A 12,839-nucleotide genomic window follows, 5' to 3' on the forward strand; every position below is an offset into this window, starting at 1 on the left:
CCCCTACACGTCCCAACGCACGGCTGCCGGCAACTTAACCAACAATCCGCTCAAGCTCAAACCATTGCTGCCCACAAATGGTACGAGCGAGAAATCATCCAAGGCCCACGGCACAAAACGTGCACTGCGATTGTGACAAAAGCAAGAAGCCCTGTCGCAGTGCAGCACATCTTCGCGCCTGTTTCGCGCGAAACCAGCGAGCTTCGCGGTGACGAATACGGAATGAATCGTTACTGTCGTCCTTATGAGTATCGCCACAACCGACACGCCCAAATCCGGGACAAAGTCTGAAACGAAGTTTGATGCGGAAGCCTTCGCGATGAATGTCGCGCGGGCGATGGAGAGCGGCGGCAAGGCGCTCGCCGCGTATCTCAAGCCGCGCGAGAGCGGCGAGGTGCAGGACCGTCCGCCGGCCGAGCTCGCTGAGGTCGTCAAGACCTTCACATCGGTCGCCGAATACTGGCTGTCGGACCAGTCGCGTGCGTCCGACCTCCAGACCAAGCTCGCCAAGGACTATCTCGATCTCTGGGGCTCGGCGGCGCGGCGGATGGCCGGCCAGGAGGCACAGGCCGCGATCGCGCCCTCGCCGCGCGACAAGCGCTTCGCCGATCCGGAATGGAAATCGAACCAGTTCTTCGATTTCGTCATGCAGCTCTATCTGCTCACCAGCAAATTTGCCCAGGAGCTGGTACGCGATGCCGAGCTTGATCCGGCGACCCGCCGCAAGGCCGAGTTCTACGTGCAGCAGGTCACCAACGCGATCTCGCCGTCGAACTTCGTGCTGACCAATCCGGAGGTGCTGCGCGAGACCGTCGCCAGCAGCGGCGAGAACCTCGCGCGCGGCCTGACCATGCTGGCGGAAGACATCGCCGCCGGCAAGGGCATGCTGAAGATCCGCCAGTCCAACCCGGACAACCTCGTCGTCGGCGTCAACATGGCGACGACTCCGGGCAAGGTGATCTACCAGAACGAGATGATGCAGCTGATCCAGTATGCGCCGACCACGGAGAAGGTGCTGCGCACGCCGCTGCTGATCGTGCCGCCCTGGATCAACAAGTTCTACATTCTCGATCTCAAGCCGGAGAAATCCTACATCAAGTGGTGCGTCGATCAGGGCATCACCGTGTTCGTGATCTCATGGGTCAATCCCGACAAGAAGCTCGGCGCCAAGAGCTGGGAAGATTACATGAAGGAAGGCCCGCTCACGGCAATGGACGTGATCGAGAAGGTCACCGGCGAGATGAAGGTGCACACGGCCGGCTATTGCGTCGGCGGCACCATGCTCGCGACCACGCTGGCCTGGCTTGCCGAGAAGCGGCGCCAGCGCGTGACCTCGGCGACGTTTTTCGCGGCCCAGGTCGACTTCACCCATGCCGGCGATTTGCTCGTGTTCGTGGACGAAGACCAGATCGCGGCGCTCGAGCAGGACATGAAGGCCTCCGGTGTGCTCGAAGGCTCCAAGATGGCGATGGCCTTCAACATGCTGCGCTCCAACGACCTGATCTGGTCCTACGTCGTCAGCAACTACCTCAAGGGCCAGCAGCCGAGCGCGTTCGACCTGTTGCACTGGAATTCCGACGCAACGCGGATGACGCAGGCCAACCATTCCTACTATCTGCGCAACTGCTATCTGGAGAACCGGTTGTCGACCGGCACCATGGTGCTCGACAACACCCTGCTCGATCTCTCCAAGGTCAAGGTGCCGGTCTACAACCTCGCCACGCGCGAGGACCACATCGCGCCGGCGGAATCGGTGCTGTATGGCTCGCAATTCTTTGGCGGGCCCGTGAAGTACGTACTATCAGGCTCGGGCCACATCGCCGGCGTTGTCAATCCGCCAGCCTCGAACAAGTACCAGTACTGGACCAACGACAACATCAAGAACGTCAGCGTCGCCGAGTGGATGAAGGGCGCGGTGGAGCACAAGGGCTCGTGGTGGCCGGATTGGCGCGAATGGCTGGGCGGGCTCGATCCGGAGGAAGTGCCGGCGCGCAGCGTCGGAAGCGAAGCGCTGCCGCCGATCGAGGATGCGCCCGGCAGCTATGTCAGGGTTCGCGCATAGCGCAGGGCCGCGCGTTTTCGTATAAGCTCGCGGCATCGAATTTGGAGGGGACCGGGTTATGACGCGTGAATTGTTCTGGCTGACCTGTACGGTGATCCTGACCGGGATCCTCTGGATTCCCTACACCATCAACCGCTGCCAGGTTCGCGGGCTCAGCGGCGCCATGGCCAACCCCGCACGCGGCGACAAGCCGCAAGCCGAATGGGCCAACCGCTTGATGTTCGCGCACGACAATGCGGTCGAGAACCTCGTGCTGTTCGCGCCGCTGGTGCTGATCCTGAACGCGATTGACTATTCCTCGAAATGGACGGTGCTCGCCTGCGTCGTCTATTTCTGGGCGCGCGTTGCGCATCTGATCGTCTACGCGCTGGGCATTCCAGTGTTCCGCACCCTCGCCTTCACCGTCGGCTTCCTGGCACAGGCCGTGCTCGCGCTGGCGATCTTCAAGGTGTTCTGAGCGAGCAGCGTCGCGGTTCGCTGGACGCCGACGCCATCCAACCAATTCCGGCTGACATCGTCTTGCAGTGAGCGTCGGAACTCCGGCTCTGCAGCGCAAGGCCAAGAAGCGCTGCGCTGCATCCGGGGCAGGCGCCCCTACTCCTCCGGCAGGCCCAGCATCAGCCGCATGTTCTGCACGGCAGCACCCGAGGCGCCCTTGCCGAGATTGTCCAGCCGCGCGACCAGCACCGCCTGGTGGTACTTGTCGCTGGCGAAGACGTAGAGCTCGAGCATGTTTGTCTCATTGAGAGCCTCCGGCTCGAGCCGGCCGCCCTTGCTCGCCTCGTTCTGGAGCGGCATCGCCTTGACGTATTTCGAGCCGGCATAGCGCTTCGCGAGCGCGGCCTGCAGGTCGGCACCGCTGGGCTTGCCCGGCAGCGTATCGAGCTGCAGCGGGATCGAGACCAGCATGCCCTGCCGGTAATTGCCGACCGAGGGAATGAAGATCGGCCGCCGCGTCAGGTTCGAATAGCGCTGCAGCTCCGGCAGATGCTTGTGCTCGAATCCGAGGCCGTAGAGCTCGAAGGACGGCGCGCTGCCGTCTTCGAAGCTCGCGATCATCGACTTGCCGCCGCCGGAATAGCCGCTCACGGCGTTGACGCTGATGGGATAGTCAGGCGGCAACAGGCCGGCATCGACGATCGGCCGCAGCAGCGCGATGCCGCCGGTCGGATAGCAGCCGGGATTGGAGACTTTCTTCGCAGCCTTGATCTTGCCGGCTTGGTCCGGCGCCAGCTCCGGAAAACCGTAAGCCCAGTCAGGCGCGACCCGGTACGCGGTCGAGGCGTCCAGTACCTTCGGCCCCGAGCCGCCCATGCTGTCGATCAGAGCGACCGTCTCCCTGGCGGCATCGTCAGGCAGGCAGAGGATGACGAGATCCACCTCCTCCATCAGCGCCTTCTTGGCCGCAGGGTCCTTGCGCTTGTCGTCGGCGATCGTCTTCACCACGACATCGTCCTGGAGCTTCAGCCGCTCATTGATGCCGAGCCCGGTGGTGCCGGAGCCGCCGTCGACGAAGATGGTGGCAGGCTTCTTGGCCGCGCCAGAGATCGGAGCTTTGGTGGTATCCGTGAGGCTCATGGTGCGGTCCTTTCGAGCATTTTGGTTTCGTTCGCGAAAGCCTCGGGCCTTGCGTCCTGCATCAGTTGCGCGATCTCTCTCGCGTCGGCGTGGGCTTGCGCGCCAAGCGCATTGGCGATCGCCACATAGTCGGCGTCCGATTTGTGCTGGTTGAGCTTGAAGCTGCCTTCGACCTCCTCAACCGTCATGACCAAACCCACGATCCCCTTCTTCATCGCCTCGAGCCGACCTGCCGTCATCTTGCCCGAGGTCCACGGCTTCTTCGGTAACAGCCAGTTCTCGAACTTTTCGCTGAGCGTATCGATTTGAACCGAGAGCTCACCATCCAACAGCAATCGCACCGGACCGCTCAGATGAACCGACTGGTAGAGCCAGGTCGGCACCTGATCCGGCGAGACGTACCAATCCGGCGAGACATAGGCATCCGGACCATTGATCGCGAGCAGCCACGACGTCGCGCCGTCCGCAAGCTTTACCAGCGGATTGTGACGGGCGACATGAAAGGCGGCCTGCGGCGTGCCGTCGGCCGCATAGGTCAAATAGAACGGCAGCGGCGAGGCGATCGGTTTGTGGCCATCGAAGGCGCACATCGTGCCGAAACCGCGCTCGCCTGCAAATTTCAGGCTTGCGGTGCGATCCGGCTTGAAAAAGGGTGGCGTGTACATCGTGGTCTCCTGCTGGGCCTCCTCGGGGGCCGCCGGATCAGATCGCGCTGACAGGAGAGAGAATGCCGCGGATCGGGTCCAGCGGCAAAGACGATGATCTCAAACGCGATCGACCGCCCAAACCGCAAAGCTGCGGCGGCGGCGACGGGCGAACAGGATGGTCGCGGCGTTGATCATGGCGCGCGGCTATAAGGCCAGATGCAGTTCCCGTCAAGGTTCACGGCGTCAGATGACGCGCCAGATCCATTCCATGATCCTGGCGATGACATCGCCGAACAACAGCAGCGCCGCGGCCCAGACCAGAGCCGAGACGAAATTGGCCGCCTGGAAACTCCAGTACGGCATTTCGAAAATGCCCGCCGCGAGCGGCACGGAGGCGCGCAAGGGCCCGAAGAAGCGGCCGATGAAGATGCTGGGAACGCCCCAGCTGCGTACGAAAGCCTCGCCCCTCGGCAGGATGTCCGGATAGCGCGAGAGCGGCCACATCTGCGCGACGTGTTCCTTGTAGCGATAGCCGAACCAGTAGGAGACCCAGTCGCCGAGCGCCGCGCCGAACGCGCCGGCAATCCAGATCGGATAGAAGCTGATGCCGCTCGCCCCGATCAACGCACCGATGGCGACCAGCGCCCCCCAGGCCGGGATCAGAAGCGAGATGAAAGCCAGCGATTCCCCGAACGCCAGCAGGAACACGATCGGAGCAGCCCAGGCCTGATGAAGGCGCACGAAATCGGCCAGTGCGTGCGCAAACTGCTCCATTCCAGATTAGCCTTCCCGCCCCGCCTCGTCCTGCCAGATGGAAAAGACTGGTAAGCCAAGGGCTTGTGTGACATCAAGTCACAAAGCCGGGCCCAGGCCGGCCAGGCCGTCAAATTGCCGGGACTTGGTTAGCTTGCGGCGTAAATTCGCCGGCATTAGCTCCCACCCACAGCGCCCACACGCCCCCGTGGTAACCTTTCGATCCCAGAAGTGGCATAGTCGCCCTTAACCGATTCGCCGCCTGCGCGGCCCTCAGAACGCATCAAGATATATGTCCAAGCAGTTGAAAACGAAAGATAAAGACGATTTGTTCGAGGGTAATGAGCCGAAGGGGCGCGCAAGCGCCGCGAAGGCCGCTCCGCGCGCGAGCGGCGGTGAGGCCGATTACACGGCCGCCGACATCGAGGTGCTCGAGGGCCTGGAGCCGGTGCGGCGCCGGCCAGGCATGTATATCGGCGGCACCGACGAAAAGGCGCTGCATCATTTGTTCGCCGAGGTCATCGACAACTCAATGGACGAGGCGCTGGCGGGGCACGCAACCTTCATCGGCGTCGAGCTCTCCGCTGACGGGTTCCTCACCGTCACCGACAACGGCCGCGGCATTCCGATCGATCCGCATCCGAAGTTCCCGAAGAAGTCGGCGCTCGAAGTCATCATGTGCACGCTGCATTCGGGCGGCAAGTTCGACAGCAAGGTCTACGAGACCTCGGGCGGTCTGCATGGCGTCGGCATCTCCGTGGTGAATGCCCTCTCCTCGCGCCTCGAGGTCGAGGTCGCACGCAGCCAGAAGCTCTATCGCATGTCGTTCGAGCGCGGCCATCCCAAGGGCAAGCTCGAGGATCTCGGCAAGGTCAACAACCGCCGCGGCACGCGCGTTCGCTTCAAGCCGGATACCGACATCTTCGGCGCCAAGGCCGCGTTCAAGCCGCAGCGCCTGTTCAAGATGACGCGCTCGAAGGCCTATCTGTTCGGGGGTGTCGAGATCCGCTGGAACTGCGCGCCCGAGTTGCTCAAGGGCGTCGAGGACGTGCCGGCGGAAGCAACCTTCCATTTCCCCGGAGGTCTCAAGGATTATCTGGCGGCGGCGATCCACGCCGACACGCTGGTGCACCCGGATATCTTCTCGGGCAAGTCGGGCCGCAACGGCGCGCATGGCGCCTGCGAATGGGCCGTGGCCTGGACCGCGGATGCCGACGGCTTCCTGTCGTCCTACACCAACACAGTGCCGACGCCCGATGGCGGCACGCATGAATCGGGCTTACGCTCAGCGCTGCTGCGCGGACTGAAGGACCACGCCGAACGCGTCGGCCAGGGCAAGCGCGCCTCGTCCATCACCTCGGAAGATGTGATGGTGGGCGCCGCCGTGATGCTCTCGGTGTTCGTGCGCGAGCCTGAATTCCAAGGCCAGACCAAGGATCGTCTCGCCACCGCCGAAGCGCAGCGCATCGTCGAACAGGCGATGAAGGATCCGTTCGACCATTGGCTGTCGGGCAATCCGAACATGGCCAACCGGCTGCTCGACTTCGTGATCGACCGCGCCGAGGAGCGGCTGCGCCGCCGCCAGGAAAAGGAAACGGCGCGCAAGACGGCCGGCAAGAAGCTGCGCCTGCCCGGCAAGCTCGCCGACTGCACCGACGCGGGCACCGATGGCTCCGAGCTCTTTATCGTCGAGGGCGACTCGGCCGGCGGCAGCGCCAAGCAGGCGCGCGACCGAAAGACGCAAGCCGTACTGCCCTTGCGCGGAAAAATCCTCAACGTGGCTTCCGCCGGCAAGGACAAGCTCACCGCGAACGCCCAGCTCTCCGATCTCGTGCAAGCGATCGGCTGCGGACAACTTCTGCACTATCGGGAAGAGGATCTGCGCTATCAGCGCATCATCATCATGACCGACGCCGACGTCGACGGCGCCCACATCGCCTCGCTGCTGATCACCTTCTTCTACAGGCAGATGCCGAAGCTGATCGACGAAGGGCACCTCTTCCTCGCGGTGCCGCCGCTTTACAAGCTCACCCACGGCACCAAGTCGGTCTACGCGCGCGACGACAAGCACAAGGACGAGCTGATCAAGAGCACGTTCAACGCCAACGCCAAGGTCGAGGTGAATCGCTTCAAAGGCCTGGGCGAGATGATGCCGGCGCAGCTCAAGGAAACCACCATGGATCCGAGCAAGCGGACGTTGCTCAAGGTGGTCCTGCTGCCCGACGACCGCGACACCACGGCAGATTCGGTGGAGCGCCTGATGGGGACCAAGGCCGAAGCGCGCTTTGCCTTCATCTCCGACAAGGCCGAGTTCGCCAGCGACGAGCTGCTCGACGTCTGATCCTGCGATTCCCGTTCAAAAGCCCCGGCCGAAGGCCGGGGCTTTTCATTTTCGGGGCAGTACACTTGGCCTTCCCGGTGATTGATTCCATGGCGATCCGCCTCTCAGGCGTGCGACTCGGCCAGCGACTCACGGGGCCCAAGCCTCCCCACGGCCGAGGCAGAATTGCCTCCATTTCGGACAAAGGCGAATTCCTAACGAAAACTTTCCAAAAAGGAAAAGCCGGAGATCCCTACAACATAATGAATTCACTTAGCTTTTTAGATTCCTGCAAGGACGCCTTGGAACCGGGGGCGCGGGGCGTTTTCCGGCGACTGTGCCTGCGCTGCAACAGCATTTCGGCGAGAACCGTCTATAGTCCGGGCATCAGATCACACGGACTTCAGTGCGCTCGCGCCTGCTACGAACCAAGGTTGGGGATTTCATCATGAAGAAGATTGCACTCGCTCTGACCGCGATTGCGGCAATGACCGGTTCGGCTTCAGCTGCCGACCTGGTTGCCCGTCCCTACGTGAAGGCCCCGATGGTTGCTCCGGTTGCCAACTGGACCGGCTTCTACATCTTCGGCGGCGGCGGCGGCGGCCTCTCGAACTCCGACCAGAGCATCGTCTCGACCACGACCGGCACTCCGCTCACGATCACCCAGCGTCAGGGTGGTTCGGGCTGGTTCGGCACCGTCGGTCTCGGCTACGACTGGCAGTTCAACAGCACCTGGGTCGCTGGCGTGTTCGCTGACGGTCAGTTCGGCAGCATCAGCGGCACCGTGCAGGATCCGCTCCTCGGCCTCACCGGCAAGCAGAAGCTGGAAGACTCCTGGGCCGCCGGCGTGCGCCTCGGCTGGCTGGTCGCTCCGAACGTTCTGTCCTACGTCAACGGCGGTTACTCGGGCGCCCACTTCGGCAGCACCAGCTTCACCAACCTGGCTGGCGGCCCGACCGGCCTCCACCTCAACGGCTACAACCGTAACGGCTGGTTCGTCGGCGGCGGCGTTGAGAACAGCCTGAACATCTTCGGCATCTCCTCGCCCGGCTGGTTCATGAAGACCGAATACCGCTCGGCCTTCTACGATGCCAAGACCCGCGATGAAATCGTCGACGCAACCAACCTGCCGACCGGCGTGAACAGCATCCGCGCCAACAGCTGGAACCAGACGATCTCGACCTCGCTGGTCTATCGCTTCAACTGGACCGGTCCGGTCGTCGCCAAGTACTGAGCTTAGAACGTACTGAGCTTAAAAGTACTGAGCTGAACGAAAGTTTAGACGTCAAAGCCCCGGCTTCGCCGGGGCTTTTTCGTTATGAGGCCCTTCTAACGCGCAACGCTCGCCTTCAGCGACTGGTAGGCGCCGGCAAGCTTGGTTTCGACGGTGGCCCAATCGGCCTCGGTGATGGCCTCGGCCTTGGCATCACGGAACGCCATCGCTTCCGCCCGAACGATCCCGAACTGCCTGATCCCTGCGTCGTCGGCGCTCTTGCCATAGGTCAGCGCTGCCACACGTGCGATCGTCAAACCATAGTCCTGCGGGCCGACCGCCTCGCGGCGCGCCTGCCACCAGTCGAGCTCGAGACGAGCCGCCTCTTCGACGTCAAACGCCACGGGCGCGGCCGCTGCGAAATCGCGATAGTAGCCCACGAGGGCCGGCAGGGCCTTATCAGCCTCCTGCCGAGAGTGCGTCGGCTGGAACGCCTTGGCTGCCTCGGCGGCACTGAACGCAATATGCAGGCTCCTGAACGGGGAAAAGCCGAACTGCGTCCGCGTCGAGGCATAGAGATGGTAAAACAGCGCGGCATAACGCTTGTCGTAATAGTCGCGCCACATCGCAGTCTCGAGCCGTGCCATCTCGCCCGGATCGAACGCCCGGAGATCCGCTTGGCGCGGAATACCCACATAAGCCGCGACAAGCATGGCCGCAGCAGCTGCACCCAAGATCACCTTGCGTCTGGAGATCAGCTTGCGCACGGACATGCATTCTCCTCTGCGGCCTTGCCTCCGCAGCCATTGTATCTGAACTGAAGCTACGGCTAGTCTGGCGGGAAGTTTTCGTGACCAGCGGTGATCGTTCCTGCCGCGGGTCACGACAGAATCAGGCCGATGGGGAGGAATGCATGCGCAGATTTCTGCTTGTAGCAGGCCTGTTTGCTCTCGCCGTCGGGCTGCTCTGGATTGGACAGGGCACGGGCACCGTCGCCTGGCCGCGATCGAGCTTCATGATCAACCAGTTGCAATGGGCCGGCTATGGCGCTGCCATGGCCGGATTTGGGCTGGTCCTGATCTGGCAGAGCAACCAATAAAAGAAACCAGGAAGTGAAAGCATGACAGCCAACCGGTTCGATCTTCGCGGCAAGGTCGCGATCGTCACAGGAGGCAATGGCGGCATTGGGCTCGGCCTTGCCCATGGGCTCGCCGACGCCGGCGCCGATATCGCCGTGGTCGGACGCAACGAAGCCAAATCGGCCGCGGCCGTCGCCGATCTCAAAGCGCGCGGCGTGAAGGCGATCTCAGTCACCACCGATGTCACCGACAAGGACGCGGTCGCGGCGATGATCGACCGCGTCGCCAGGGAGCTCGGCCGCATCGACATCCTGATCAACAATGCCGGAATGAGCATCCGCAAGCCGCCGCACGAACTCGAGCTCGACGAGTGGAACAAGGTGATCGGCACCAACCTCACCAGCGCCTTCGTCTGCTCGAAGCTCGCCTATCCGGCGCTGAAGGCATCGGGCAACGGCAAGGTGATCAATATCGGCTCGATGATGTCGATCTTCGGCGCCAGCTTCGCGACGGCCTATGCGGCGAGCAAAGGCGGCATCGTGCAGTACACGCGCGCGTGCGCCAACGCGTGGGCGCCCGACAACATCCAGGTCAATGCGATCCTGCCGGGCTGGATCGACACCGATCTCACCCGCGGCGCGCGCAAGCAGGTCTCGGGCCTGCACGAGCGCGTCCTGGCACGCACCCCTGCAGGGCGCTGGGGTGACATCGACGACTTCGCCGGCATCGCCGTGTTCCTCGCCTCGCCGGCATCGAACTTCGTCACGGGCACAGCGATCCCCGTCGACGGTGGCTTCTCGGTCATGGCCTGAGGCGCCGTCGCGGCTGCACGCAAAAAAGAAGCCCCGGTCGAAGCCGGGGCTTTTAATTTCGTCGTGATCTTTTCTTTGATTGGTCGTTTGTTGCTCAGTAGCGCGCAATCACAGGCGCGTCGAACTTGTAGCTGGCGCGGACGACCGCCCACTGGATGTCGCGCGGCTTGGCGTCGAAGGTGTAGTTTCCGGACAGGCCGCCGAGCTGATAGGTCTGGCTGCCGAAGGCCGCATAATTGTACTCGAGGCCGACGATCCAGTTGCGGGTGATGCCGTATTCCCAGCCGGCGCCGACGGTCCAGCCGTTGGCCCAGTGGGTCTGCCCGCCCGAGCCTTGCGCCACGCCGACGGTGTCGCTGACGTTGAGACGGTTGTTCACGCCGGCATAGCCGCCCTTGACGTAGAAAAGGTTGTTCTGAACGGCGAAGCCGGCACGGCCGACGACGGTCGCGAGAACGTTCGTACGCCAGGTGAAGACGTCATCGCCCGCACCGAACGCGTTGTTCACGACGGTGCCCTTGTTGTCGAGACCGGAGATCGTGCCCTCCATGCCGAACACGTAGTTGTTGGCCTGCCAGTTGTAGCCGATCTGGGCGCCGCCCATGATGCCGGCGCCGCGCTGACGATAGCCCTGGCCCGGCGTCAGATCGCCGAACGGCGCGCCGGTCCCGTTGTTGATGAACTGCTCGTTGGTCCAGGCGCCACCGATGTGGCCACCGACGTAGAAGCCGGTCCAGTTGAACAGCGGCTCGATGTAGGCAGGTGCCTTGGTGTAAGGACGCGCGGCGAGATCGGCGGCGGAAGCAGCGCCGGTCGAAACCAGAGCAGTCGTGCAGGCGAAGGCAGCAATCAATTTGTTACGCATGGTACACCCCGTGTCCTTTGATGGGCGCACGCTCACACGCAGTTCTTACTCAAATTTGAATCAACAAAGTTAAGGCGCCGGATTGGCATTTGGCAGTCTTTGAATCCCCGGGCGCTGTTGCAGGCGCGCAACGCGGGCGCCGCAATTTAACGCGGCGTTATCCCTACCAAATCACTGCGTCAGGATGCCGGCGAATGCACGTGCTCGGGCCGCACGCCGATGGCGATGAAACGCGCGGGAATGCCCTGGAGCCAGGGCAAAGCGGAGATCAGGCGCAGGATCAGCGGCACCTTGAACGGTTGATTGCCGCCTTTCAGCGCGCTGCTGACGATGTTGTTCTGCACGACCACCTGCATCGCCTGGGTCATCTTCACCGGGAATTCGCGGCGATGCCTCACGGCATCGAGCTCATCTTCGGATGGACAGCCGCGCATCAGCTTCTCGGCCAGCAGGTTCGCGGTCGCGACCGCATCCTGCACGGCCAAATTGACGCCGACGCCGCCGACCGGCGACATCGCATGCGCGGCGTCGCCGATACAAAGCAGTCCGGGTCGCGTCCAGTGGCTCAGACGGTTGATCGCGACCGTCAGCAACTTCACGTCGTCGAAACTCTTGACGTCGGCGATGCCGTGCTTGAGCACCGGCGCCATGCGCGCGACATCGTCGAGCAGCGCCTGTAGTCCCCTCGCCTTCACCGCATCATATTGTCCCTTGGCGATGACATAGGCGCATTGCCAGTAATCGCCGCGGTCGAAGGTGACCATCATCTTGCCGGGCTCGATGCGCGCAAACAGGTTCTCGGTCTCGTCCGGCCTGCGGCCCGCGCGGAACCAGAGCACGTCCATCGGCGCACCGATCTCCTCGACGGCAAGGCCTGCGCGCTCGCGCACCGTCGAGTGGCGGCCGTCGCAGGCGATGGTGAGATCGGCCTCGATGTCGAGGGTGCCGTCGGGCGTGCTCGCGCGCACGCCCGCGATGGTATCGCCGCGGCGGATCAGGTCGACCGCCTCCGTGCTCATCAGCACGTCGAGCGAGGAGAAACGCTTGCCGGCCTCGCGCAGGAAATTGAGAAAATCCCATTGCGGCATGAAGGCGATGAAAGGGTATTTCGTTTTCAGCCGGCTGAGATCGGCGATCCGCACCTTGGTGCCGCCGAACAGGCCGTCCATCTTTTGCAAGCGCTGATGCGGCAGCTTGAGAAAGCCGTCGATGAGGCCGAGCTCGTCCATCACCTGAAGCGTCGAGGGATGCACGGTGTCGCCGCGAAAGTCGCGGAAGAAATCAGCATGCTTCTCCAGCACCACGACATCGATGCCGGCGCGTCCCAGCAGATAGCCGAGCATCATGCCCGCAGGACCGCCGCCGACGATGCAGCAGCGGACCTTCATGGAGCGAGAAGGAAATTGTTGGGGCGTACTTGCGTCCATCGTGCGGACTCCCGGCGCTGCGATCCACAACGGGATTGTAACGCCCGCCCATGCGAAAGGCTCAATTTGATCGCAGGAATCAG

At 63.0% G+C, this 12,839-nt stretch carries 13 protein-coding genes; 6 read left to right on the forward strand and 7 right to left on the reverse strand.

All coding sequences use genetic code 11. The features are described 5' to 3' along the window. Nucleotides 1-3: 3 nt before the first annotated feature. Complete coding sequence (locus tag L6639_RS00275) at nt 4-354, reverse strand: hypothetical protein (protein ID WP_237859478.1); 351 nt, start codon at nt 352-354, stop codon at nt 4-6. Here L6639_RS00275 and L6639_RS00280 point away from each other — a divergent pair. After that, the gene (locus L6639_RS00280) at nt 245-2,062 is read left to right on the forward strand and encodes a PHA/PHB synthase family protein (protein ID WP_237857992.1); all 1,818 of its coding nucleotides are present in this window, start codon (nt 245-247) and stop codon (nt 2,060-2,062) included. The genes L6639_RS00275 and L6639_RS00280 overlap by 110 nt on opposite strands. A gap of 58 nt (nt 2,063-2,120) precedes the next feature. Next, nucleotides 2,121-2,519, forward strand: coding sequence for an MAPEG family protein (locus L6639_RS00285; RefSeq protein ID WP_128952007.1), 399 nt, complete (start codon nt 2,121-2,123; stop codon nt 2,517-2,519). A 137-nt stretch (nt 2,520-2,656) separates the two neighbouring features. Here the strand turns inward: L6639_RS00285 and argC are convergent, their stop codons facing one another. The 3 genes from argC to L6639_RS00300 all read right to left on the reverse strand — a co-directional run bounded on the left by argC (nt 2,657) and on the right by L6639_RS00300 (nt 5,061). Beyond that, nucleotides 2,657-3,640, reverse strand: coding sequence for an N-acetyl-gamma-glutamyl-phosphate reductase (gene argC, locus L6639_RS00290; protein WP_237857993.1), 984 nt, complete (start codon nt 3,638-3,640; stop codon nt 2,657-2,659). Further along, nucleotides 3,637-4,305, reverse strand: a complete 669-nt coding sequence (locus L6639_RS00295; RefSeq protein WP_237857994.1) for an FMN-binding negative transcriptional regulator — start codon at nt 4,303-4,305, stop codon at nt 3,637-3,639. Before L6639_RS00295 ends, argC begins: the two co-directional genes overlap by 4 nt. 225 nt (nt 4,306-4,530) lie before the next feature. After that, entirely contained in the window at nt 4,531-5,061 is a 531-nt protein-coding gene (locus L6639_RS00300) for a DedA family protein (protein ID WP_237857995.1), read from the reverse strand. Between the two features lie 271 nt (nt 5,062-5,332). Here L6639_RS00300 and parE point away from each other — a divergent pair, with 271 nt between their 5' ends. Together parE and L6639_RS00310 are read left to right on the forward strand one after the other, a co-directional pair. Beyond that, on the forward strand, nt 5,333-7,381 hold the full coding sequence (gene parE / locus L6639_RS00305; protein WP_237857996.1) for a DNA topoisomerase IV subunit B: 2,049 nt from the start codon (nt 5,333-5,335) through the stop codon (nt 7,379-7,381). 427 nt (nt 7,382-7,808) lie between these two features. Then, a complete protein-coding gene (locus L6639_RS00310) occupies nt 7,809-8,594 on the forward strand; it encodes an outer membrane protein (RefSeq protein WP_237857997.1) in 786 nt (261 codons plus the stop codon). A gap of 95 nt (nt 8,595-8,689) precedes the next feature. Here L6639_RS00310 and L6639_RS00315 read toward each other — a convergent pair whose 3' ends face one another. Continuing rightward, nucleotides 8,690-9,346 carry a hypothetical protein gene (locus L6639_RS00315; protein WP_237857998.1) on the reverse strand — a complete coding sequence of 219 codons (657 nt, stop codon included), beginning with the start codon at nt 9,344-9,346 and terminating at the stop codon, nt 8,690-8,692. Nucleotides 9,347-9,486: 140 nt separating this feature from the next. Here L6639_RS00315 and L6639_RS00320 point away from each other — a divergent pair, with 140 nt between their 5' ends. Both L6639_RS00320 and L6639_RS00325 read left to right on the forward strand, forming a co-directional pair. After that, nucleotides 9,487-9,672, forward strand: a complete 186-nt coding sequence (locus L6639_RS00320; RefSeq protein WP_092301591.1) for a hypothetical protein — start codon at nt 9,487-9,489, stop codon at nt 9,670-9,672. Between the two features lie 21 nt (nt 9,673-9,693). Then, nucleotides 9,694-10,464, forward strand: a complete 771-nt coding sequence (locus L6639_RS00325) for an SDR family NAD(P)-dependent oxidoreductase (RefSeq protein WP_237857999.1) — start codon at nt 9,694-9,696, stop codon at nt 10,462-10,464. A 94-nt stretch (nt 10,465-10,558) separates the two neighbouring features. Here the strand turns inward: L6639_RS00325 and L6639_RS00330 are convergent, their stop codons facing one another. After that, nucleotides 10,559-11,329 carry an outer membrane protein gene (locus tag L6639_RS00330; protein WP_237858000.1) on the reverse strand — a complete coding sequence of 257 codons (771 nt, stop codon included), beginning with the start codon at nt 11,327-11,329 and terminating at the stop codon, nt 10,559-10,561. Nucleotides 11,330-11,508: 179 nt separating this feature from the next. After that, nucleotides 11,509-12,756: an FAD-dependent oxidoreductase gene (locus L6639_RS00335; protein WP_237858001.1), complete on the reverse strand. Its 1,248-nt coding sequence runs from the start codon at nt 12,754-12,756 to the stop codon at nt 11,509-11,511. Nucleotides 12,757-12,839 lie beyond the last annotated feature (83 nt).

It is taken from the genome of Bradyrhizobium zhengyangense (assembly GCF_022012555.1).
Lineage (GTDB): Bacteria > Pseudomonadota > Alphaproteobacteria > Rhizobiales > Xanthobacteraceae > Bradyrhizobium > Bradyrhizobium zhengyangense.